Source organism: Carnobacterium sp., from assembly GCF_040274945.1.
In the GTDB taxonomy this organism is placed as follows: domain Bacteria; phylum Bacillota; class Bacilli; order Lactobacillales; family Carnobacteriaceae; genus Carnobacterium_B.
Genome location: NZ_JBEMAR010000002.1, coordinates 208099 through 233565 on the forward strand (window position 1 = coordinate 208099; position 25467 = coordinate 233565).

Sequence of the window (25467 nt, forward strand, 5' to 3'; positions counted from 1 at the left end):
CGCTTATGCCTCCTCTTCAACTGCCAGTTCTGCAACATAGGCTTGGTAATTTTCTTCGTTTAATAATCCTTCTAATTCAATAGGATTTTCTAATTGGATTTCAGCAAACCAACCTTCTTCAAAAGGAGAAGCATTCACTAATTCTGGAGCATCTTCTAATTCTTCGTTAACTGCTAGAATGATTCCTGTGACCGGCGCAAAAATCTCTGAAGCCGATTTGATGGATTCTACCGTACCCATTTCACTACCAATAGAGACTTCTGCATCCACTTCTGGTACTTCTACATAGACAACGTCTCCCAGTTGTTTAACCGCATAATCTGTAATCCCAACACGTACTGCATCTTCCCCTAATGGTAATATCCATTCATGTTCCTTGCTGTATAATCTATCCTCTGTCATGATTAAAACACTCCTTTTCTTTCCTTCTTTTTTAATCGATTTCTCTTTTATAAAACGGTAGTTGCACGATTACAGCATCCACCAATTTATTACGAATCTCAATTTTCACTTTTGTCCCAATTTCATTGCCATTTGTAGACAATAAAGCTAATGCAATACTATTGCCAAGTGTTGGAGATTTTGTTCCTGAAGTGATTACCCCAATTTCCGAACCAGCTTCATTAAACACTTTGTATCCATGTCGTGCAATTCCTTTTCCAATGAGTTCCAGACCTGTTATTTTTTTATCCACTCCATTTTTTAGTTGCGCTGTTAAAGCAGCCTTACCAATAAAATCAGCTTCCTTTTTAGTCTTAACAGCAAATTCAATTCCTCCTTGAAGAGGGGAAATCTCATCTGATAATTCATTTCCATATAAAGATAAACTCGCTTCTAAACGTAAAGTGTCACGAGCACCCAATCCGCAAATCTGTAAACCCTCTTCCATACCGGCTTCTACTATAAGATGCCATAATTTCTCAGTTTCATCCGTTTCTAAGTACAGTTCAAAACCATCTTCTCCAGTGTACCCCGTGCGAGAAATCAGTACTGACGTAATATCGTTTAAAGCAACATGCTGAAAAAAATGGAACGGTTTAAGTTTACTTAAATCATCATCTGCTAATTTTTGCAAAATTCTCTCAGCATATGGCCCTTGAAGTGCAATCAATCCAATATCCTCAGACCTATTTTCTAAAATAACGTCTTCGACTATTTCATTTTTCATCCATTGAAAAACTTTTTCGGTGTTCGAAGCATTAGGAGTTACTAAGTATCCTAGTTTATCTAATTTAAAAATAATCAAATCATCAATTGTACCACCATTTTCATAAACCATGGCGTTATATTGAGCTTTACCAACAGTAAGTTTTGAGACATCATTCGTTAATATATGATTTAGAAACCCTTCGGAACCTGCTCCTTTTACAAGAATCTCTCCCATATGTGAGACATCAAATAAACCAGCTTTTTCGCGTACACTTTTATGTTCATCTGCTATACTAGAAAATTGAATAGGTAAAGCCCAACCTCCAAAATCCATCAACTTGATATCATTCTCTTTATAATAATTGAATAAAGGTGTTCTTTTCAATTCTTTTCCCATTTTATCTCCTCATTCTATCGTAATATGCCAAACTTCATTCTCTTGTCGTTCCTTTTTAACTGATTTATTAAATTAAATTTACCATTTTAACGAACAATTTCATAGTCTACAATCAAAATTGTTAAGAATAAATTTTTATTCATCTATTTAACTGTAGGCAAAATGATTGCTTTTTAAGAGCATTTCACTTAAGCTTTTGATTGAAAACGTTTACGTATATTGATATAGTATACTACTATTCAATGAAATTGAGAAGGAGGGTTACACATGATTACGTTATATTCATCTGCTAGTTGTACCTCTTGTCGCAAAGCCCGATCATGGTTAGAAGAACATGACATTCCATTTACTGAAAAGAATGTATTCACTGAAAAAATAACGGATGAGGAATTGAGAGCTATTTTGCAACTAACGGAAAATGGAACAAATGAAATCATCTCGCAACGTTCTCAAGCTTTAAGAGAGTTGGATATCAACATAGAAGAAATGCCTTTAGGAAGAGTGCTAAAACTCATTCAGCAACATCCAGGTATTATGCGTCGTCCTATTCTTGTCGATAATAAACGGTTACTCGTCGGTTATAACGAAGAAGACATCCGTTGCTTTTTGCCAAGGGAAATCAGAAAAATTGAACTATCAAAATTACACGATCAATTACCGGTTAATTTCTAATGACCATAAACCAAATCATTAACATGATTTGGTTTATTAGTTCTCTTAGTGGGTAAGTTTATGCGTAAATTCGCATAACTTACCCACTTTTTCTGTTTCTTGGACAGATTTTTTTTTACATGGTTAGTTATCCAAGAGAAATTTAGCGAATTTTATAGATAAAAAAATCTCTTCACTATTTAAAGTGAAAAGAATTTTTTTATTTAAAGATCAAATAGGGTATTAAAAATCTCAGTCATAACAGGATGGGTAACAACTTGATCTCTCAAATAAGTGTAAGGAATACGATTATCCATTGCCATCTTAACTTGATTGACCAATTCATGCGCTTGATCACCGAAAAGAGTGACTCCTAAAATCTCATCTGTTTCTTTATTGACAACAGCTTTATACAACCCTCTAGTATCATTAATAACATCTGAGCGAGTTGTTCCGCTAACGGGAGCAGTGTTGGTAATCACTTGATACCCTTGATCTTTTGCTTCTGTTTCAGTTAAACCAACTCGAGCAAATGAGGGTTCCATAAAAATGGAATAAGGAACATGTTGGCGCTCAGAGCGTTTCCGGTTGCCTTTGTCTAGTACATAATCAGCAATGAGTTTCGCATCATTAATGGTGATGTACGTAAACTGATAGCCTCCTTTAACGTCTCCTAAAGCAAAAACGTGCTCTACGGCGGTTTCTAAATAGTCGTTCACTTCAATTCCGCCTTTTTCATCAATGACAATATTTGTATCATCCAGATTTAAATAAGCAGTATTGGGTTTGCGACCGGTAGCAACTAAAACAGCATCAAATAAAAATTCCTTATTGTCCTCTGTTTCAAGCTTAACTTGTTCATTTTCATTTGAGATTTTGTTTACTCTTGCGTTTAGTTGGATATCAATCGATTTATCTGTCATAACTTTTTGGACGGCTTCTGCTACTTCACGTTCTTCTTTTGGCATGAATTGTTCGCCTGTTTCAAAAAGAGTTACTTTTGAGCCAAACATTTCATAGATAGAAGCGAACTCTAAACCGATATTCCCTGCTCCAATAATCCCTAATGATTTAGGCATTTCAGGTAACGATTGAAGTTCAGTGCTATTGTAGATTCCTTTTGTTTCTTTTAATCCTTCAATTGGCGGATAATTACTTTCTGAACCAGTATCGATGAAAATATATTCTGCTTCAAGCTCTTCCTTTTTATCGCCTAAATCAACAGTCACAACATGATTCGATTTAAATGAGCCAGTTCCAGTGTATAAATCAACCTGTTCATTTTTTTGCATGCTTGTAAACTCTGTGTTTCGATTTCTTTGGGTCACTTCATTTTTTCGTTTTAATGCTGTAGCATAATCTTTTTGCTCCCTTGCATCATGTTCTAAAATTTTGGTAGGGATACAGCCAATATTTACACAAGAGCCACCATACATCAATTCATTTTTCTCAATCAATGCTACTTTCCAATCGTTCGCTGTTAACTTAGTTGCCAAGGTACGAGCACCTTGTCCAAATCCAATAATAATCGCATCATACTTTTTCAAAATAACACCGTTCCTTTCTAAACTTAGTTGTATTCGTTATCCTAATACAAATTTAGTATAACATTCTAGATGAAAAGTAAAAATTGATTAGCCTACAAAATCTACTCTATAAAAATAGTCGTACCTACTAAGATCATTACTGAAAGATAAAAGACATACACCTTGATCCTGTTAAAGAAGGACAATGACAGATTTCTATCTATTATTCCTTATATTGTTTAACAAATATAAATTTGCCCCGTCTAGTATCGACAACCCCTTCCTCAAGACTATATATCGTTTGACCTCTTAAAATTGTGCGTACTACTTGAGCCCCAATTTCACGACCTACATATGGACTGATTTTATTTTTATATTCTAAATCTTCTGTCTTTAATGTATACGGAGCGTTGGGTTTGATGAAAACAAAATCTGCATCTTTACCAATGGCAATTCGACCCTTTGTATTTAAGTCATAGCGATCTGCAGGATTGGTAGCAATGATATCAGCAAATTGTTTCAATGACATGCCACGCTTTTGAACCGCTTCATCATATAAAATATCCACATTATTTTGAACTCCTGCAATACCGCCCCAAGCTTCAAAAGCATTGTTTGTATCTTTTAAATTTGGAGTACATGGAGAATGATCTGATGTAACAAAATCAATCTCTCCTGCTATTAATTTTTTCCAAATACCATTTTGGTTTTCTTTATCACGGATTGGCGGTGAACATTTTGCAATTGGTCCAATAGCATCTATCTCGGCTACATCAAAATATAAATAATGGGTACACGTTTCACACGTCACATCTATGCCCTTTTTACGTGCACGTGTTACTTCCTCTACACCTTCTGGACAAGCAATATGACAAATGTGGATACGACAGCCTGTTTCTTTAGCAAAAAAAATGGCGCGTCTGATGGCTTCAACTTCAGTAAAAACTGGACGAGTTTTAGCATAAGCCTTTAAAGTTGTTTCACCATTTTGATAAGCAATTTCACCTAATCTATCTGTAATTGTGGCATTTTCAGCATGAATTGCTAAAACTTTACCTGTTTTAGCAATTTGTCTCATTCCTTCATAAAACGTGTAATCATCCGAATTCATGAAATCTCCTTCAATTGAACGATCTCCACAGGTTGCCATAAAACATTTATAAGCTGCAACTCCACCATCGTGTAATTCTTGAATCCCATCGCCTAAGTTAAAAGGAACTAACCCTCCGAATGAAGCAACGTCAACTGTTAATCGATCAACACCAGCATCTAATTTTATTTGTAATGATTTTTGATCTACAGTTGCTGGAACTTGATTTAAAGGCATCTCCATAAAAGATGTTACTCCACCTTTAGCGCTTGCTTTTGTTCCTGTTAAGTAACCTTCCCAGTCATCACGGTAACTGCCACCTGGATCTGTAATATGAACATGAGCATCTAACATGCCTGGACTTACAACCAATCCTTTAGCATCTATTACTTCTAAGGCTTCTCCTAAGTTAGTACCTATCGCACTAATTTGACCATCTTTTACGGCTACATCCGTTTCTACCTCACCATTGTCTAAAATTACTAAACCATTTCTTATGATCAAATCATAACTCATAAATCAATTCCTCCTAATAGCTGTTCCTTATTAAATTAACGTAGTGTGTCACTTATTTAACTCACATTTAGTCACCATTCTAATTTAAGTGTATCATGAACGACTTACTTTATCTGTCTTGCAAAATCTTTCCAATGAGCTTTTGATAAAGAGCATAGATGCCCCTACAATATTTTTATTTTCATTTATAAATAAAAATAGATGTCAGTGATTTTATCCACTAACACCCATTAATAAGAAACAAGTCTTACTATTCCTTTACTTTTTCTTCGTTAAATATGGAATAATCTAATTCCTTTTCGTCATAAGCAAGAATCATTGCAATTGTGGCATCTGCATCAACATTCAGTACTGTACGGAACATTCCAGAGAACCAATCAATGCCTGCCAATAAAGCAATACTTTCTGTAGGCAAGCCTAATGAGGGTATAACTATTGCTAATGCAACAAGTCCGCCTCCTGGAACAACTACGGTCCCAAGGCAAGCTAAAGTTGAAAGAACGACTATTTGCAGCATATCCGTCAATGTAAAGTGCACTTCATAAAACTGAGCTAAAGTAATGGCGGCTAAAGATAAATAAAGGGCTAGTCCATTACTATTTAAAGCCATTCCAAGAGGACCAACCAGTCTAGAAATTCTTTTACTAATACCCAATTTCACTTCTTGATCTTCCATTTTTGTAGGCAAGGCAATTGCTGAAGAGGTCGTCGTAAATGCAACAAGCGTCATATTTGATAATTTTTTCCATAATTTTAAAGGGTTAACTTTAACATAAGCTGCGGTTATAATGATCCATAAAATCAGAAATACAATCGTGCCTATAGCCATCGCCGCTAAAAATTTAATTAAAGGAATAATTACAGCTATTCCAATTGTTCCTGTTACCCATGCAAGCAAAGAAAAGATTCCTAAAGGTGCCATTACCATGATCATTTTAACAATTTGTAAGATAATAATATTAAATTGCTTAATACCTGTCTTTAAAATCGAAACATCCATTTTAGTAGAAACAATACTAATTGAAAGTCCAAATAAAACTGCGAACACAATTACTTGAATCATATTTGCATTTGCCATAGACTCAATAATATTTGTAGGAAAAAAACCTAAAATAATTTCACTTAAACTGCTATTACTGATTTCTACCACTGTGCCACTAAGTTGAGCTTCTACTCCAGTTCCAGGTTGTATAATATATCCTAAAACAATACCAAGTGCAGCTGCTAAAAAAGTAGAAGCCATAAACCAAATCGCCATTTTCAATCCTAGCTTACCTAGTCCTTTGGCATCTAAATCTCCAACTGCTTCGATTACAGCTCCCATAACCAATACTACAACAGACATTTGGATTAAATTAAGAAAAATATCTCCAAAAATTTTTATTGGTTCAATAGACGGCCCTACTGCAAGTCCAACAACTATACCTAATACCATTGCTATCATGATCTGATTTGTCATGTTCATTTTTTTTACTATTGCCATCATTAATCACCTCTTATATTATCCAGTAGGATGCAATTCCATTTGTTAGCGTTAACAAAATTATACTATAAAACTAAAGGTGTTAGTGCATAAATCACTAACACCTTTAGAGTTTTTAAAAGAATAAGTTATTTTTTAATTGTACTTTGTTTTTTTGATAAATTGGCCATTAAGAATAATAACGATCCAATAACTAATAATCCCACTGAGATATAAAATCCTAATACTTTTGAACCAGTATTATCCGAGATCAGACCTGTCAAAGCCGGAGCAACTACAGATGACATCATTCCGAAGAAGTTAAACACTCCAAGAGTTGTTCCAATCCCTACAGATGGAGCATTTTCACCAAGCCATGAAATAATTATTGGCTCTACTGCTAATTTTCCTAAAAAACCATACATGATCAATGAAATTAGTAAAAAGGTTGAGTTTGTAGCTTGTACTGTCAGCAATAACATTCCTGCTGCTAACAACTCGAGGATTACAATAAACTTAACTTTATGTGTCATATATTTATCTGCTAATTTACTAAAAATTAAAGCTCCTGGAATTGAAGCAAATGCAACTAATGAAGAAGAAAATCCAATTGCTGCTCCTTCAAAACCACGTTCAGTTGCTAGAAAATTCGGTAACCAAGTAACCGTCATGTAGTAAGCATAACAAGTTGCAAAATATAAGATATATGAGAACAACATACGTGGAGCTAATAAAGTTTTTAATGATACTTTTTCTTTTGGAGCTTTTACTTTTTCTTGAACAGTGGTTTCAACTAAATATTCTTTTTCTAATTTGCTGCTTCTAATCACAGAAGCAAATGCTATAATCATAAATACTATTAGTACAATAGAAAGATACATCATAGTCTGCCAAGGCATTTTTAACTGAACAACTAAGTAACTGGATAAAATCATTCCTAAACCAGACCCTACTGCTGAGCCACTATTGACAATAGCTGTTGAAAAACTTTTTTTGTTTTGAGGAATATTTTGTGCAGTCAAAGAATATGCAGCTCCATAGAATGAACCTGTACCAACACCAGCCAACAAACTGCCCACATAAATCATTGTTAAACTCGATGCTTGTGCAACAAGAAATGCTGCAATCGCAAATAAAATGAATCCTGGAATCAAAACTTTTTTCTTCCCTATTTTATCTACTAAAAAACCTGCTGGAATCTGCATTGAAACATATCCCATGAAATAAAAACTTGAAATAGACCCTAATGCTGTATCTGAAATATTTCCACCTAAAGATTGATTTATCTGAGGATATAAAGGTGTTAAAGCTGCACGATAGATCCAAATAGCCACCCACCCAGCACATAGTAAAATAATTATTTTCTTCCAGTACTCCATACCATTTTTAGCGGTAGTCTCCGTTTTTTCCATTGTAAATTCTCCTCCATTTCTTTCTAACAAAAATTCATCTATTTATTATATACAACTAATAAGTGCTATAAAAAAATAATTAACTCCCTTCTACCTTGTTTGATACCTTAATTGTAAGCGTTATTACTTTTCTAATCATTGGCATTTTTCACAAAGAGATGAAGTTACTTGTGCTAACTATACAAAATGATGCCGTTTATGATTAGTCTAAAAAAAACAACTATAAAATAAGTCTTATAGTTGTTTTCAAATTATTTATTAGGGTCTATAATTTTTAGTATTGGTAGATTTCTAAAATTGATTATACAAAATTTTTAGAGGAATAGGGGTTGCTTGTAGCCGTGTAAAGGATTCAATGCGAATTACAGAGCGTTGACGCTTTGTTTGAGGCTTGAAAGCCTGAAGATGATAAGCTTCAGGCGGTCTCATGACTCTATACAAGCAAACCCGTTCATTCCAGAAGAAATTTTAATTTGATGCACCAACACTATTTGTCATATAACCATTTATTAGCTGTAAAATTTTTCTTTACGTTAGCACAAATATTTATTTTTCTGAAAGATAAACTTCTAATGCAGCTTGTACAGCTTTTCCAGTTTGAATGTCAGCCCCATAGTATAGGAGTGTTGCTTCAAATGCACCTAGTACATGTAGAACATTTTCTCTGCGACTGCTAAATCCCATATTTCCGAATCGCCATATCTTGCCATTTAACGGTCCAAATGAAGAGGCAATTTCTACACCAAATAATTCTAACAATGTATTTTTTACAGCCTCACCATCTATCCCATTAGGTATAAGAATTGGAGTAACAGTGGCCATTTTACTTTCAAGGTCACCGTATAATTCTAACCCCATAGCTTTTATTCCTGCTTGAATAGCTTTATCATTTAATTGGTGTCTTTCATAACCATTTTCAAGGCCTTCTTGTATCATCATACGTAATCCTTCATGTAAAGCGTAGATCATGCTTGTTGCTTCAGTATGATGATTGATCCGGTTCTCGTCCCAATAGCGTTGTAACTGGCTTAAATCAAAGTAATTACTGCTGATATGTCTGTCATTACGGAAATCTTTACTTAATCCTAATTCTTTTTGATAACGAGCAGTCAATACTTTCTCTACACGATCATTATAGGTGATCAATGAAAGGCCAGCAGGCACTCCAACACATTTTTGTGTTCCGGCAATTGCAATATCAATTCCCCATTCATCTACTTTTACAGGAACTCCACCATAAGTCGCAACTGTATCAACTACTAGAAAGATGCCTTCTTTTTTACAATAAGCACCAATTTGGTCTAAAGTTTGTACTTGTCCATTAGCCGTTTCACCATGAACCATGGCAACAATTTTTGGTTGATGTTTAGTAATTGCTTCAATAACATGACCTTGCTCAAACGCACTGTCCCATTCTTTTTCTACATATACAATATCTGCTTTTGCACGTTCACAAATTTCACCTAATAGATAGGCAAAACGACCGTAAGCGGGTATTAACACTTTATCACCAGGTTCAATCAGCCCAATTAAAGCTGCTTCTAAGCCTGACCTGGAAGTTCCATCAATAGCAAAAGCTTGTTTATTTTTTGTTCCAAAAGGTACTTTAATCATTTCTCTAACTTCATTCATAATTTTCAAAAATGCTGGATCAAATTGTCCTAGAATCGGCGTACTCATCGCTTGTCTTACTCGCGGGTGTACTTCCACAGGTCCTGGGGTCATTATTGTGCGAATAGGTGTATTCAATTCATTATACATATAACTGCCTCCCATTATTTTGTTTTTTAAATTAAATAGTATTGGTGATTCAAAAAATTTCTTCTGGAATGAACGGGTTTGCTTGTATAGAGCCTTGGCACCGACTGAAGCTTATCATCTTCAGTCTTTCAAGCCTCAAAAAGAACGTAATCGCTAAAGCGCTGACGCTCTTTAATTCGTATTGAATGCTTTACAGGGCTACAAACAACCCTATTCCTCCAGAAATTTCAACTCAATCTGTTTATTATTCTACCAATACTAAAAATTGTAGAACCAATATTTTATATTATCTCTAGACTATAATACCAAATTAGAATAAAACTTCATTGGGCAATTCAACTAAATTTTCAAGTAACTTGTTTTTAATGCACAAATAATTGCTGTAAACGCTTCTTTCCTTTAAACTAAAAAGAAGAGGTGATTTTGTGACAATTATGAAAGAATTATTAGCTGTTCCCCGCTTTTCAACTTTAAAATCCTTAACGTCTATCAACCATCTTGAACACAAGGTTGACAGCATAGAAATTACAGAAACGCCTGATGTTGCATTTTACATCCCTGAGAACGCGTTTATTCTTACAACAGCCATGATTTATAAAGATAATCAGACTCAGCTTATTCCTTTAATCGATTCTCTTAAACGAGCAAATTCTGCTGGTTTAGGTATTAAAGTGGGACGCTTTATAGATAAAATTGATCAATCTGTTTTAGACTATGCAAATGAACTCAGCTTTCCAATTATCCAAATTCCAAACACCGTTCCATTGGGTTCTCTATTGCATCAATTATTAAATTATATATGGAATACAAAAACTGAGCAACTTTCATACGCTTTGGATATTCAAAAGCGGTTTTCCACCCTTTTAATGAATGATGCAAGTTATGCTCGTTTTATTGCAGAATTTGGTAAATTAGTTAAAACGCCTGTTATTTTGCTTGATCCATTTCGAAAAGTCGTTGCTCATTCAAAACATTTCAGTCATTCAAGTAAACCTGCCGAATATTTTGTCAATCAAATCATTCAGCGAAAACACCAGTGGAAAGCAAACGAAACAGATGTGTTTTTAATTAAAGATACCGATGATATTGAAGCTCAAATTTCTGTTTATCCTGTTCAGTCAAATAACCACTTCCCTTTTTACCTGTTAATTTTACGGCCTGAACAAATTCCGTATCCTATATCTGAATTTGCTATTGATCAGGCTTGTTTGGTTCTCTCGTTTATTATCTTTAAAAATGAAAAAGTAGACGAATCCTTAAAAATACTAAAAAGTGATTATTTTGCTGAGTTGATTGAAACTCAACAATCAACTCAACCTAAACAAAAAGATTGGATCGATTTGGGAAGAAAATTTGGCATGCAACGCTCTAACTACTATCAAGTTGTTTATGTTAATTGTATAAATAAAAGCGTTAGTAGCACTCCTTTTGCCTATCAAGAAGAGATGGTAAATCTTGCTGCTCAATGGTTAGATGAAACCTTACCTGCTGCTGTTAGAGATACCGTTGTTTTCCGATTAAAAAATACGACACATCTAGCTATCCTCTTTCAAAAGAAACAAGAAGAGATAGAGAGTATACTGGGGGCCACACTAAAAGACCTCAGTGAAGCACTGCCAATACAATTAGCTTTTTCATTTGGAAGTGCACATGAAACTGTAGATAAGATTGGAAATTCTTATATTGAAGCAAAATTAGCGTATGAAGAATCTTCTACCATGGATCATCAACCTACTTTTTATTATTACCACCACCGAGGAATGATTAATTTATTTGAACGTATAGAATCCGAGGAAGTACATTACTTTTGTCAATCGATTTTAAAGGAACTGGCTTATCCAAAAGAAGATTCGCTCATCGAATTGCGAAAAACATTGCAAGCTTATCTTGATTTTCAATGTGAAATTGCGAAAACCGCTAAAAAATTATTCATCCATCGCAATACGGTCAAATACCGTATTGATCACTGCGAAACGATCCTTGGTACTCCTATTGCTGATCCCACTACTAGTTTGAGCTTACGTTTAGCTCTTTCTCTATCACAGAAAGATACGGAATATTAGACTTTAATAAATGGCTCTTCATCAAATGGGGTGGATAGAATAAAACAAATTTCTTCCGGAATAGACGGTTTTGCTTGTGAAAAGCCATGGGATCGTCTGAAGCCAAGGGCATCTTCAGACTTTCAAGCCTCAAACAAAACGTAATAGCTGAAACGCTAACGTTTTGTAATTCGCATTGAATCCTTTACATGGCTACAAGCAACCCTTATTCCTTCAGAAATAAATTCGCGTCATTAAGTTAACTTAACTATCAATACTAAAAATTATAGAACCAAATAAATAAAGAGGTGGAGACTGTTTAGTTGTCTCCACCTCTTTATTTTTCTAACCATTTCGAGTTATCTATTCTAGTTGATTCCAACGATTCGTGTTCCAGCATTTCCTTTTACAGCATCAGCAGCTTGTTCAAGTGAACAAATAATACTTATTTTTCCTTTTTTAGCAAAATCAATGGCTGCTTCCATTTTTGGTCCCATACTCCCAGCAGCAAATTGACCGTCTGTTAGGTGTTTTTGAGCTTCCTCGATAGTAATTTCATCTAACCGTTCTTGATTTGATTTCCCATAGTTAATGTAAACATTTGGTACATCCGTTAGCATCATAAAAACATCGGCGTCAACTTGCTCTGCTAATTTTTTACCTGTACGGTCTTTATCAATAACAGCCTCAATCCCTCTAAGCTGATTGTCTTCACCTAGAACTACTGGGATTCCGCCTCCGCCAGCTGCAATAACAACTGTATTTTGCTTTAAGAGTGTAAGGATAGACTCTACACCGTGAACTTTTAAGGGTTGTGGCGATGGTACGACTCTTCTATATCCACGACCAGCATCTTCCATCATCGTCCAACCTTTTTCACTCTTCATTTTTTCGGCTTCTTCAATAGAATAAAATACACCAATTGGTTTGTTTGGGTTTTGGAAAGCTTTGTCATCAGGTGAAACTTCTGTTTGTGTTAATAAATTAACGATATTGCTGGTTAGACCTTTTTGGATCCATACATTTTTTAGAGATTGCTCCATCATATACCCTATAAAACCTTGAGATTCTGCTGTACATACATCTAAAGGAAATGGGGGCACAACATCTTTTGCTTCTTCATTTTGACGAAGTATATTCCCAACTTGTGGACCATTTCCATGAGTCAAGACGATCTCATAATCTAATTTATCAATTTCTGCAATCAATTCTGCACTTGTTCTCACATTTTCTAACTGGTTTTCATAAAGCGCTTCTTGGTTTGGTCGTAATATTGCATTTCCTCCCAAAGCGATCACTACACGTTTAGCCATTTTCTTCCTCCTTAATTTTACCAAATAACATTATAGTTGCTGCAAATCCTGTTAACATATCCAATCCAGAAGTATGACCAATTCTAATAATGCTTTGGATGACTTCTTCGATTTCATTTTCAGTTGACTCTTTTGATAAGACTTGAATTAAATGATGAATCGGTTCATTCCATTTTTTCTGAAGCGCACAATTTAAATAATGGATGCTTACAGTAGTGGTACGAACCGGTTCTCCATATAACTTTAGTTTTAACGTTTCTTTAAAGATAGAATTCAGCCTTTTATAAAAGAGATCTGCTGCTAAGCAACCGATCAACATATCATCTCCAGAAGGGGTGAGTCCTTTCCCTCTACCTAACAAATAGTCCAGACCACTCGTCTGTTCTCGTTCATTTCCACAAGCTATTTTTTTTAATGCATCCAATTCCCATCTACTGTTAAAGTCTTTTGCGTACCCTAGTTCACTTAAGGAAAAAGAAAACCCGTTCAAATCCGTTACTTGATGCAGATAATGGAATAATTTTTCAACACTAGCTGAATTTAATTTACTCTCACCTTCAAAAACTGAAGAGTAGTGATCGGAATTGTGCAGACTCAGTTGAGTATTGCCTATTCTGACCCAACCATCGGCAATTTCTACACTATCATTTTTCATTGTGGTTTTGATTAACGTTTGTAAACACTCTTTTTCAACATAAATGGCCTGTGGTAGTTTGGGATAATCTAAGCCACAAACTAAAATCAGTTCATTTTTTTTTTCATTTTGCAGATTAATGCTTTTGTCGAACACACTTTGGACAGACCACTCACTAGTTGAAAATAACGTTTCTCTTAATGCCTCATCAAATAAAACAGCTTTTTCAAACATCGTGGTCCCTCCTGTGTTCACGCATTTTTTAAATTTTACTCATTAAAACCAAGTTTTTTAGCATAAGCTAAAACAGCTTTTTCAAAACAATCAATAGGAGGATGAACCGTTCCGGCTCCTATTTGACCTAAACCAGCTTTTTTATTAGCGATCCCAGTATTAATAACCGGAGTGATCCCTGTTTCTACAACTTTAGCTGCATCAATTCCTAAACAAATCCCTTGGAAGTCCCATGTTGGAACAGTAAAGTTAGGGTTTTGATCAATACAGATTTCTTTCATTTCATTACTGGTATTTAAAGCGTCTTGGAAACCACCTGAACCTACAAAGCGTGTTACTGCAGGAGCAGCGATCATCGCCATTCCCCCAACCCCAAACGTCTCAGTAATTGCACTATCTCCCATATCTGGTGCAGCATCTGCTTCGCTGAATCCTGAGAAGTATAATCCTTGTGGCGTATTAACAGGACCTGTAAACCATTCATCACCCATTCCGGCAATGCGAATACCAAATTCATATCCATTCCGGCACATTGCAGTTACCACAGTTCCTTCTTGGATCATGCGTGCCCCATCCATTACTGCTTTAGCTGCAGCCATCATAATATTTAAGAAAAATTGGTCAGTGTCTGCTAAGAATGTAATAACTTCTTCTTTTTCTTTTTGATCATTCTCTAATGCAACAATACTAGGTGCCATTTCTTTTAAAAATACTAATGATGCTGCAATATTGCGTTGGTGAAATTCATCGCCCATTGCAATGGATTTAGCAACCATTACATTAATATTCAAACCACTTTCTTTTGTTTTTAATGCTTTACTTAGTACTGGACAAAGCACATTACGCATCCAATGCAGACGAGTGACTACTTCGTCAGAATAAGCACCAAAGCGTAAAACAGCTCCTATTCCTTCATTCATCGTACAATAAGCAACGTTACCATCCGTACGATTTTCAACAACTAAGACAGCCATGTTTCCTGAAGTAATGCCTCCCATAGGTCCTACTGCGTTTACGTGGTGACATGGCATTAATGTCACTTCCCCAGATTCAAGTAACGTACGGGCGTCTGTTTCATTCTCTGCCCATCCTTCAAATAATACTGCACCAATACATGCGCCTTGGATAGGATCAACCATCTTATCATAAGTAATCGGAGGACCTGCATGGAGTAATACTTTTCCTTCATTAAATTCTTTAATAACGGTATTTGCTGGAACCACATCTAATAAGAAAGGTGATCCAGCTACAATTTTAGAAATAACAGCCTGGTTAGCTTCATCGATTGTTTGGTAATTCATTGTTCATTTCCTCCCTTAGTTGTTCTCATTCGTGTAATTTTTCAAGAAATACAGTGCTTTTTGTAACGTTACATTCCCACCTGCTGCTGGACGCCAATCGAATTGAATAGAAGTACCTCCCATTTCACGAATAGCATCAGAAAAGCTACGTAAACCAATGTTTAAGAAGGTTTTTGTTCTTAACATATCCATCATTTGTTCTGATGGGATCAATTCCTCTTCAAAAGCTGGTGCTTCGACCGTTTGAATGGTTTTTTCAACCTCGTCTAATGAGATAGAAACTAATTTTAACGCCATACGGACGGCTTGGTTGTTGCTGTCAGCAACAATAACGCCTGCTTCTTCAAGAATCGTTTTTTGTTTTTTGATATCTTGAGGATCTTCATCCGTTCCAACGATTGCTCCAATAAATACTAACTGTTTGTTAGTTTCTTTAGCTTTATTTTGTGCTTTCTTAATCGCTGGAGCTAATTCAGTAGCCATATCGATATGCGCTCCATAACCTAACACAATATCCAATAAAATAATAGCGGTTTCAGAATCATCTGCAGCTTGCTCAATCATTTCAATTCGTTTATCTGGATCAATCATCGGGTGTGGCTTTCCTTGCGTGTAGATGTCATCACCTAAATCAATGATTTCATATCCCGCATCTTTTAAAATAAAGCCTTCTTTTTTATCAGCACTACCGGTTAATTCTAGTCCTTCTTTTATCAGCATCGCAGCTTCATTGGCTAGTGTTCCACCTGAGTAATATCCTTTAATATATTTTTGATCAGATGAAAAAGCTACTTCTGGAAGTTCTAAGGCTTGCTCTTCAACAGATACAGCTTCGTTGTTTAGTAGTTGAACTGCAATTCTAGCTGTTTCTTCTAATGTATACGCATGGTAAAGATTTTCTTCGTGATACATCGGCTTTTCACCCAAGAAAATCGTTACTGCAGGTTTAGTGATTTTACGTAAGAGTGCTAACACTTTTTCGCGAACAGCTGGAGCAGGTGGTTTTGAGATTACGACAATGACATCAGTATCCGGATCATTTTCAAGTGTGACAATTCCATCCATCAATGTGATTCCGCCAATTTCTTCTTTTAAATCACGTCCTCCTGTTCCAATCGCATTCGTTACACCACCACCCAGTTTATGAATGATCGTTGAAACTTCTTGGATACCTGTTCCGGAAGCTCCTACAATTCCAACAGCTCCTTTTCGAACAACGTTTGTAAAGGCTAATGGAATGCCATTGATGATACCTGTACCACAATCTGGTCCCATTAATAATAATCCTTTTTCATGTGCTTTTAGCTTTAAGCGTTTTTCATCTTCAATCGAAACGTTGTCACTGAAACAAAATACATGCTTGCCTTCATCCAAAGCCTTTTCAATCTCTAAAGGTGCATGTGTCCCTGGTATAGAGATTAAGGCCACTGGCGCATCTTTAGATAAACTGATAGCTTTATCCCATGTCCGGACAGATTCTTGAGTGTCACTGTTATCCATACCTTTAGATTGTTCTTCTAAAAATACATCAATCTCTTCCATGACGTTAGGAACAACAGATTCGTCCTTAACATCTAGAACGACAGCCATATCATTAGCTGATGCTTTTTCTAATTCTGGAGTATAAAGACCTCCTGTTTTAAAGATGTCTTTATTAGCAGGTGTTCCCATCATAATTGACACATTATTTACGCCTTCAACTGTATTGATTTTATTCGTTAATAGCATTAGGACAATCGAATCTTGGTAACTATTGTTTTTTATAATCGTCGTTAACATATTGTGGCCCCTCTTTCTCATTTTGTAATTATTTAGTCAGCAAATGCACTTTTCCCGCCATACTGATCAAAATGAACAGTTTCGCTTGTTAAGTAGTCATAAATACTTTTTTCAATCGGAATGCCTTCTTTTTGGTACTTTTCGTAATTTAATTGACTGAGTTCCCCTGGATAATATACTTGTTCAAAACCATCAGCAGGTTTCGTCTCATGCAATTCTGAAACCACTTGATCCATTTTTTCTTTAAATAGATCGAGGTCCGTAAAGCGCTTTGGATCAATCAATATAAATAATTGCCCTAAGTCACGCCCTTCAGAAATTTTGTCATACATAGAAGTGACGTGTTTTCCAAACGGCAGTCCTAAAAGAATTCCAGACAAGACATCAACCATCATCATCAAGCCGTATCCTTTTGGTCCGGCAATCGGTAACAAGCCATTTACAGCATGTGGATCTGTTGTCGGTTTGCCATCTTTGTCTACTGCCCAAGTGTTAGGGATTTCTAAATTTTTTGACCGTGCATCTAGAATTTTTCCCCAGGCTTGAACGGTTGTCGCCATATCAAAGACTACAGGAGCACCCGTTTTTCGGGGAGCTGCAAACGCAATCGGGTTGGTCCCATAATAATTTTCTGTTCCTCCGAATGCCACAACCATTGGGTCAGATTGACACATTGAAATGCCAATCAGATCTTGCTCAGCTGCTTTTTTGACATAGTAAGATAGTGCACCACTATGACTCATTTTTGATATTCCTACTACAGCGACTCCAGATTCTTTAGCTAATGGAATCGCTTCTGCTAATGCATTATTTGCTATAAATTGGCCTACTCCGTTATCCCCATGGAAAATAGCTGTACTTGGTCCTGTTACTTCAAAATACGTTTGCGGATCTAATGTAACGCCACCTTTAGCGATTTGTTCTGCATAATAATCTACACGAACGGCTCCATGTGAGTGGATTCCGCAGGCATCAGCAAATACTAAATGATTGGCTGCTTCTTGAGCTTGTTCCGTGTATAATCCTGCTTTTTCAAGTTTGACCTTGATCAATTGATGCAGATCCGAAGAGGGTACAATTACTGTATTTTCTTTCATATTCATTCACCCTCCCTTTAAATTTTTGGATCGCGATTGCAATCTTTAGAGTAAACGTAACTCAATGACTCGTTGCGACCAACAGCATAGGCTGCTTGTGGATTATACGCACCCATGAAAATATAATCGCCTTTTTCTACTGGCATCCATTCATTATCTAAGTTGTACATTCCTTGACCAGATAATATATACGCACCATGCTCTTGCACATGTGTCTCGACGTAACCATGGCTGGCGCCTGGTTTAAAGGATAAAACATGGAAGTTCATATCGAAGCCTAAATCTTTGGGCAATAAATCCCATATGAGAACATCTTCCATATCTTCATAATTTGTCGCTTCAAGATGTTCAACATTATTGAATAAAGTATGCGCAGCATGGCCTTCTAGTGGTTCATACCGTTTTTTGTATAAGAAAATCTCTGTATCTTGCGTTTGTGCATTTTCAAGATACATTTTTAGATCCGCTGGTACATAGGCATATCCACCAGCTATAAGAGTTTGTTCTTGGGTACCATCCCCTACTTTTAAAGCTCCTTCAATAACATAAACAAACGTTTCGACGCCATCTTCGCCAAATCCTTGTGTATTTCCACCATTTTCGTGCAAGGTAATAATGTAATCAACAAAGTTTGCTCCAAGTTTTGGTGAAGCAAGTATCGTTAGATCACAATTTTCAAATCCTGGCACAACATTTTTTACTAATCCATCATGTGGAATCAACGCATAATTTTGTCTCTTAATAACGGAACGTGACTCAAGTAATCCGTCTCTATACCCTTGTATATTATTTTTGTAACCCATTCTTATCACCCATTCTTTTTAGTTGTAAGCTAACTGATACAAAGCTCCTGCCAAAGTTTTAACTCCTGCAACTAAATCTTCTAACTTAGTTTCTTCAGCTGGGTTATGGCTAATCCCTTTGATACTTGGAACAAATATCATGGCTGTAGGATAGTGTGGCGCAATAATCTGTGAATCATGACCTGCACCACTATGCATGATCAGGTAATCAATGTTTTCACTTTTAACGGCTTCTTCAATAACTGAAACGATTGATTCATCCATTGGAACTGGAGCTTCATCCATCCATAGGTCAATATCGATTGTCATCCCCATCTCTTCAGCGATTTCTTGCATTCGTTTTTCTAGGGATTCAGTAAAGTCCTTTAGCTCTTCTTTATCTGTATGACGGCAATCGATTGTAAACAATACTTCACCTGGCACAACATTGACCGTATTTGGTTTAGGTTCGACTTTCCCAAAGGTCAGTACCAAAGGATCTCCAACTTCTTCTGCTTTAACAATCCCTTCTGAACAAATTTTACTAAATGCATATACAGCATCTTTTCGGTAACCCATTGGAGTGGTACCCGCATGATTTGCTTCCCCTTTTAAAGTAACTGTATAGCGTCTCTGACCTGCAATACTGTTTACAACACCAATTTGGAGTTTCTTGTTTTCTAATACATTTCCCTGTTCAATGTGTATTTCAAGAAATGCTTTAATATCCGTTCTTTTAGTGGCTGTTTCAGGTTTGAAATCAAATCCGCATGCTTTCATAGCATCAACAAACTTTACCCCTTTAAAATCAGCCATTTCATTAGCCTCTTCTTTGTTAGCTTCATTAACAAAATTTTTACTGCCCCAAAATGCCATTGGAAAGCGACTACCTTCTTCTTCAGCCATTGAGATAACTTCTAATGAACGCAAGGGTTGACCGTAAGTTTCTTTTAAATAGTGTACAGCTAGGTAGGCAGCAATGATTCCGTATTGTCCATCCAAGTTACCGCCATTCACAACTGTATCAATATGCGAACCTGACAAAATAGTTTCTTCTGGATACGTTGATCCTTCTAAGCGTCCAAATAAGTTTCCAATCTCATCAAAATGAGTCGTCATTCCATTTTCTTCTAAGGTTGCTTTCAACTGATTTTGTACTTCTAACCAAGAATCTGAATACAACAAGCGAGTCATGCCACCTGTAGGATCATTTCCAATACTTGTAAATAAATCAATATTTTCTTTTAACAGTGTTTTAATATCCATCATTTCTGCCTCCTTGATTTCTTATCATATATTCATTGTAAGCGTTTCTAAATTCTATAACACTATCATAACTGACAATTTGAATAGTCTTTTTGTGCAAGATAAACAGTTTGTAATAATAATTTTTTTCTGTACTATTAACATACTGAACTTTACTTACTTATGAAAGGATGACGCTAATGTCTACTATCTATACTTATGTTAAAGATAACGATTTTTCTTTACAAATGACTTTTTTTCCAGCTGTTTCTGAATCTGACAAACACTGTACACTTCTTTATTTACATGGTGGTGCCCTTATTTATGGAGAAAGAGATGATCTTCCCATTCTTTATCGTGAAATGTTTTTAACTGCAGGATATTCAATCCTAACAATCGATTACCCACTCGCTCCCGAAGTATCTTTACCTACTATAGTAGAGACTTTATTAGAAGGAATCGATTGGTTTAATACTCATGCTAAAGATACTTTGAAATTGCACTCATCAGATTACGTTTTATTCGGAAGATCTGCTGGTGCCTATCTTAGTTTTTTGCTTTCTAAACAATTACTTCCTATTTCTCCAAAAGGTATCATAAGTTTTTATGGTTATTCTTCGCTAATAGAAACTAGCTTTACTAATCCTAGTTCTTATTACAATCAATTTCCTAAAGTAACCAGTAGTAGTATATCTCATTTGATAAAAACTACACGCCTAGCAAACGCCTCTGTTCAAGACCGGTTTCCCATATACCTTAGAGCTAGGCAAACGGGTTTTTGGTTGTCGTTGTTATTGTCAGATAGATCTTTGTTAAGCAACTACAGTCTCAACGAAGTGGAATTAAAAAAATTGCCTCCTGTTTTTCTAACGGCTAGTTCTGCTGATCAAGATGTACCTTATAGTGTTTCACAGCAGCTCTCTCAAATCATTCCTAACGTAAAGTTTCATCCCGTGCTAGGATTGCCGCATGATTTCGATTCAGATACCTCTAATCCTGTTGGAAAGCGTGTCTATCAAGCTGCTATTAATTGGTTAGACCAGCTTCAATAAGGAGTGATCGCACTTAAATTATTTTATACTGTTTGTTTCAGTTGGATTTAAAGAAAAAATAACAAATTGCCTTTTGTAAACACCCGTTATAAATGGTATCCTTAAAAAAAAGGACTTAGAGGCAGGTTATTTTACTTATGACAAACAATCTTGATCTTTCTAATCGAATCAATCAAAATTATCCGCTACTATCAAAAAAAGAAAAACACGTAGCCGCATTTATACTAGAAAATAAAAATGATGTGGAGTCTTGGAATATTAAAGATCTTTCACGTTTAACAGAGACTTCCAATGCTACTATTTCTCGTTTTTGTTCAAAATTACATTATCGAAATTTTAGTGAATTTAAAACATTTGTAACGCAAGAATTAGGTGAGAACCCAGTACCCTTACAAGTACCTGTTAAAATTGCCAGTTACTATACACAGTTGATCAACTCTGCATCTCAACTGATTGAAACGCAACAAATTACCGATTTTGTGGAAGCGATTCATCTTTCCAATAAGATTTTAATTTGTGGAGTAGGGAATTCAGGATTGAGTGCTATGGAACTGAAGTATCGATTAGTTAGAATGGGCTTGATCGTTGACGTCGTAACAGATCCCCATATGATGTTAATGGACGCTGTATTGTTAAAAAAATATGATTTGATGATAGCTATTTCGAATTATGGACAAACACAAGCCGTCATTGATGCCTGTACGATAGCAAAAAAAGAACACGCTACCGTTTTTGTCATTACCAATCAAAATCACACACCTTTAACAGCTATTGCCGATCAAGTACTATTTGCTTCAGGTCGAACGTCTATTCCGGATGACCAATTTATCAACAGCCAATTGCCAATTCATTTTATTTTAGATGTATTGTGCTATGTTTTGTTAGAAAATAAATCTTATAAAAATAACCGTAAAAAAACGTTATCTGCTATAGATTCACACTAAAATAAAAAAAGTTAGTAAGGAAGTGGCATTAACCCCACTTTCTTACTAACTTTTTAATTTATACTTTTATTTTACTTCTTTCATTTTTCCAACAAACTCAGCCGTAATCAATTGAGGACGAGTGATCGCACTTCCTACTACGATAGAATGAACACCCAGTTCTTTACATCTCTTAGCTTTCTCTGGTGTATCTATGTGTCCTTCAGCAATGACAGGAACTTTCACGGATTCTAAAATGATCTTTAAGCGTTCAAAATCATTATCCGCAATATTGTCACCTTGTGATTCTTTAGTATACCCCATTAAAGTAGTAGAGACACAATCAAAGCCTAATCGTTCTGCTTCAATCGCTTCATCAATAGTTGCAGTGTCAGCCATTAATAAAATTGAAGGATATTTTGCACGAATAGCTTGAACAAATGACTCTAGTGTTTCGCCATTTGGTCTAACACGACTTGTAGCATCTAAAGCGATCATATCGCATTTAGATTCAGCTAATTCATCGATTTCTTTCATCGTTGCCGTAATAAAAACTTCTGAATCATCATAATCTCTTTTTACAATTCCGATAACTGGCAACTCAGTATTTTTCTTAATTTCAATAATATCTTCTTTTGAATTTGAACGAATGCCTTTTGCTCCGCCTTCTTCAGCAGCGACTGCCATTCTTCCCATAATATATGAGCTATGCAGAGGTTCATTATCTAACGCTTGGCAAGAAACAATTAATTCTGATTTAACTTTATCTAACATATTCATTTTATTCGTCTCCTAACATTTCTTCAATTTCATTTTTTATAACCGACACTTGTGGACCATAAACGACCTGAATACCATTTCCTCTTTTGATCAGTCCTTGACTTCCAGTTTCTTTTAATAGTTCTTCATTCACTAAAGATTCGTCTTTAACTGTAACACGTAATCTTGTTGCACAGTTATCAACATTCACTAAATTTTCTTCGCCACCAAGACCATTAATAATATCTAGCGCACGACCTTCTACTTTAGTTTTGTTTCCAGCTACTTCTATTTTATCTGTTCTACCAGGTGTTTGGAAGTTGAACTTCTTAATTAGGAATGTGAATGTAAAGTAGTATAAGAAGAACCAAACTACTCCAATAACTAAAACCATGATCCAATTTGTTCGTTCATTTCCTTGCAAGACTCCGAATAAGATAAAGTCAATAAATCCACCTGAGAAAGTTTGTCCAATCGTGATTTCAAAGATATGCGCTAACATAAATGCAAGTCCGTCAAATACAGCATGTACAACATATAGTGCAGGTGCTATAAATAAAAATGAAAACTCAAGTGGTTCTGTGATTCCTGTTAAAAACGATGTTAAGGCAGCTGATAACATCAACCCACCAACTACTTTTTTATTCTCTGGTTTTGCTGTTCTATAGATGGCAAATGCAGCACCAACTAAACCAAACATCATTGTGATAAAACGTCCTGACATAAAGCGTGCTGTTCCGCTAAAAAATTCTTGTGTTGCTGGATCAGCTAATTGTGCAAAGAAAATATTTTGTGTTCCTTGAACAAGTTCTCCGCCAATTTCCATTGTTCCTCCCACAGCTGTTTGCCAAAAAGGAAGATAAAAAATATGATGCAATCCAACAGGTCCAAGCATACGTAGGATAAATCCGTATAGGAATGTTCCTAAATATCCAGTAGCATTAACCACATCTCCTACATTTGTAATCAACCCTTGGAATACAGGCCATACAAAGTACATAATAGCGCCTAAAATAATTGCTGTGAATGACGTAATGATTGGAACAAAACGCGAACCACCAAAGAATCCAAGATACGTTGGCAATTCAATTTTATTAAAACGATTGTGTAAATAACTTGCTAAGATCCCAACAATAATCCCACCAAATACTCCTGTTTCAAGTGTTTGAATACCTAATGTGCTTCCTTGACCAACAGCAGCAAGATTATCTACAGCTAATGATCCAGTAATAGTTAAAATAGCATTTATTGTCGAATGCATAACCAAGTAGCCAATCAACGCTGCTAATGCAGCTGTCCCTTTATCTGATTTTGCTAACCCGATGGCTACCCCTACTGCAAATATAACAGGTAAATTACTAAAAACAATATTTCCAGCACTACTCATAATGGTAAAAACAGCTTGTAACCAAGCTACATCTAAAACGGGATAAGCACTAACTGTATTGGGATTAGATAATGATCCCCCAATTCCTAAAAGTAATCCTGCAGCAGGTAAAATTGCGATTGGCAGCATAAACGATTTTCCAAATTGCTGTGCTTTCTCAAAAAACGTTTTCATTTTCTCATTCTCCTCTTCTCTTTTAGATTTACAGTTAGTTTATACTATGAAAACATTTCCGTCAACATTATTTTAAAGAAAATATTTCCATTAAGACAAAAAGACCTTTCTATCAAAGTTGATAACAAAAAAAGATTGAACACTTTTAAATTTAACTTCAGTGTTCAATCTTTTATTTAGTTACTTTTCATCATTTTTTTGCTCTTTTTCTTCATATTCTTGATCATTATCTTTGCCATAATATTCTTCATTGTATTCTTGCTCTTCTTCTGGGTCATTTTCTTCTTCATCTGCTTCTTTTTCTTCTTTTTCCTTTGCTTCTTGCTCCTCTTTTTGAGCTAGTTTTTCATCGTCGTAAATAAAGACATTATGGAAAATTTTCAGAATTGGTCGCGCGGTCAGAAAAAATCCGCCTATTAGATAAAGATAAGTTCCATAAACATCTGGAATAGGTGTTAACGTTGCTAAACTTCCTATCATATAAAAGATACCTGTTAAGATATCATTTGTTAATGATATCAATGTGTAACGATTTTGAAAATACAAGCGAAATCGTCCACTTTTGATTTCAATATCTTCTTCTTTGTCAGGAATAACGTCATGTTCTTTACGTTCTATTTTCGGCATGTTGATTTACCCTCACTTTTTTCATGTTCGTATAATAAGTAGTATACAAAACTCCGTATCACCTTTCAAAAAAAACGAATCAGAAACCATTGTCATTAAAAAATGCCTACTGAATAATGAGAACTTGCACGTTTTTTATTCTAGTATTAAAATT

The 25467-nt window shown here is 35.5% G+C and carries 20 protein-coding genes and 1 pseudogene; 4 read left to right on the forward strand and 17 right to left on the reverse strand.

Annotated elements, in window-relative coordinates; translation table 11 throughout:
• Positions 1–3: 3 nt before the first annotated feature.
• On the reverse strand, positions 4–402 hold the full coding sequence (gene gcvH, locus ABS916_RS03375; RefSeq protein WP_350450564.1) for a glycine cleavage system protein GcvH: 399 nt from the start codon (positions 400–402) through the stop codon (positions 4–6).
• Positions 403–433: 31 nt separating this feature from the next.
• On the reverse strand, positions 434–1546 hold the full coding sequence (gcvT, locus tag ABS916_RS03380; protein WP_350450565.1) for a glycine cleavage system aminomethyltransferase GcvT: 1113 nt from the start codon (positions 1544–1546) through the stop codon (positions 434–436).
• Between the two features lie 267 nt (positions 1547–1813).
• On the opposite strand from gcvT, the gene spx reads away from it, so the two are divergent.
• Positions 1814–2218 (forward strand): transcriptional regulator Spx, encoded by a 405-nt coding sequence (spx, locus tag ABS916_RS03385; RefSeq protein ID WP_350450566.1) that lies wholly within the window; start codon positions 1814–1816, stop codon positions 2216–2218.
• 203 nt (positions 2219–2421) lie between these two features.
• Here spx and ABS916_RS03390 read toward each other — a convergent pair whose 3' ends face one another.
• From ABS916_RS03390 to ABS916_RS03410, 5 genes are all read right to left on the reverse strand, one after another.
• Positions 2422–3744, reverse strand: a complete 1323-nt coding sequence (locus ABS916_RS03390; protein WP_350450567.1) for an FAD-dependent oxidoreductase — start codon at positions 3742–3744, stop codon at positions 2422–2424.
• Positions 3745–3946: 202 nt separating this feature from the next.
• Positions 3947–5329 (reverse strand): allantoinase AllB, encoded by a 1383-nt coding sequence (gene allB, locus ABS916_RS03395; RefSeq protein WP_350450568.1) that lies wholly within the window; start codon positions 5327–5329, stop codon positions 3947–3949.
• A 250-nt stretch (positions 5330–5579) separates the two neighbouring features.
• On the reverse strand, positions 5580–6815 hold the full coding sequence (locus ABS916_RS03400; protein ID WP_502880577.1) for a dicarboxylate/amino acid:cation symporter: 1236 nt from the start codon (positions 6813–6815) through the stop codon (positions 5580–5582).
• 125 nt (positions 6816–6940) lie between these two features.
• On the reverse strand, positions 6941–8203 hold the full coding sequence (locus tag ABS916_RS03405; protein ID WP_350450570.1) for an MFS transporter: 1263 nt from the start codon (positions 8201–8203) through the stop codon (positions 6941–6943).
• A gap of 546 nt (positions 8204–8749) precedes the next feature.
• A complete protein-coding gene (locus ABS916_RS03410) occupies positions 8750–9964 on the reverse strand; it encodes a pyridoxal-phosphate-dependent aminotransferase family protein (protein WP_350450571.1) in 1215 nt (404 codons plus the stop codon).
• Between the two features lie 425 nt (positions 9965–10389).
• Between ABS916_RS03410 and ABS916_RS03415 the strand changes: the two genes are divergently transcribed.
• Positions 10390–12027 (forward strand): PucR family transcriptional regulator, encoded by a 1638-nt coding sequence (locus ABS916_RS03415; protein ID WP_350450572.1) that lies wholly within the window; start codon positions 10390–10392, stop codon positions 12025–12027.
• A 347-nt stretch (positions 12028–12374) separates the two neighbouring features.
• Here ABS916_RS03415 and arcC read toward each other — a convergent pair whose 3' ends face one another.
• Genes arcC through allC form a run of 7 tightly spaced genes read right to left on the reverse strand, consistent with a single transcriptional unit; the run spans position 12375 to position 20412 of the window.
• Positions 12375–13319 (reverse strand): carbamate kinase, encoded by a 945-nt coding sequence (arcC, locus tag ABS916_RS03420; protein ID WP_350450573.1) that lies wholly within the window; start codon positions 13317–13319, stop codon positions 12375–12377.
• On the reverse strand, positions 13312–14187 hold the full coding sequence (locus ABS916_RS03425; protein WP_350450574.1) for an oxamate carbamoyltransferase subunit AllH family protein: 876 nt from the start codon (positions 14185–14187) through the stop codon (positions 13312–13314). Before ABS916_RS03425 ends, arcC begins: the two co-directional genes overlap by 8 nt.
• Before the next feature lie 35 nt (positions 14188–14222).
• Positions 14223–15488 carry a YlbE family protein gene (locus ABS916_RS03430; protein ID WP_350450575.1) on the reverse strand — a complete coding sequence of 422 codons (1266 nt, stop codon included), beginning with the start codon at positions 15486–15488 and terminating at the stop codon, positions 14223–14225.
• 15 nt (positions 15489–15503) lie between these two features.
• The gene (gene fdrA / locus ABS916_RS03435) at positions 15504–17267 is read right to left on the reverse strand and encodes an acyl-CoA synthetase FdrA (RefSeq protein ID WP_350450576.1); all 1764 of its coding nucleotides are present in this window, start codon (positions 17265–17267) and stop codon (positions 15504–15506) included.
• A 32-nt stretch (positions 17268–17299) separates the two neighbouring features.
• Positions 17300–18370 (reverse strand): ureidoglycolate dehydrogenase, encoded by a 1071-nt coding sequence (gene allD / locus ABS916_RS03440; RefSeq protein ID WP_502880578.1) that lies wholly within the window; start codon positions 18368–18370, stop codon positions 17300–17302.
• Positions 18371–18381: 11 nt separating this feature from the next.
• Positions 18382–19167 (reverse strand): (S)-ureidoglycine aminohydrolase, encoded by a 786-nt coding sequence (allE, locus tag ABS916_RS03445; protein ID WP_350450578.1) that lies wholly within the window; start codon positions 19165–19167, stop codon positions 18382–18384.
• A gap of 18 nt (positions 19168–19185) precedes the next feature.
• Positions 19186–20412 (reverse strand): allantoate deiminase, encoded by a 1227-nt coding sequence (allC, locus tag ABS916_RS03450; RefSeq protein ID WP_350450579.1) that lies wholly within the window; start codon positions 20410–20412, stop codon positions 19186–19188.
• Positions 20413–20591: 179 nt separating this feature from the next.
• On the opposite strand from allC, the gene ABS916_RS03455 reads away from it, so the two are divergent.
• Both ABS916_RS03455 and ABS916_RS03460 read left to right on the forward strand, forming a co-directional pair.
• Positions 20592–21443 (forward strand): alpha/beta hydrolase, encoded by an 852-nt coding sequence (locus ABS916_RS03455; protein ID WP_350450580.1) that lies wholly within the window; start codon positions 20592–20594, stop codon positions 21441–21443.
• Between the two features lie 137 nt (positions 21444–21580).
• Entirely contained in the window at positions 21581–22387 is an 807-nt protein-coding gene (locus ABS916_RS03460; RefSeq protein WP_350450581.1) for a MurR/RpiR family transcriptional regulator, read from the forward strand.
• A gap of 66 nt (positions 22388–22453) precedes the next feature.
• Here ABS916_RS03460 and ABS916_RS03465 read toward each other — a convergent pair whose 3' ends face one another.
• The 3 genes and pseudogenes from ABS916_RS03465 to ABS916_RS03475 form a co-directional block, all read right to left on the reverse strand.
• Positions 22454–23146, reverse strand: a complete 693-nt coding sequence (locus ABS916_RS03465; protein WP_350450582.1) for an N-acetylmannosamine-6-phosphate 2-epimerase — start codon at positions 23144–23146, stop codon at positions 22454–22456.
• A gap of 1 nt (position 23147) precedes the next feature.
• On the reverse strand, positions 23148–24686 hold the full coding sequence (gene ptsG / locus ABS916_RS03470) for a glucose-specific PTS transporter subunit IIBC (RefSeq protein ID WP_350450583.1): 1539 nt from the start codon (positions 24684–24686) through the stop codon (positions 23148–23150).
• A gap of 309 nt (positions 24687–24995) precedes the next feature.
• Positions 24996–25313: pseudogene (locus tag ABS916_RS03475) on the reverse strand (YrhK family protein); the annotation flags it as partial.
• Positions 25314–25467 lie beyond the last annotated feature (154 nt).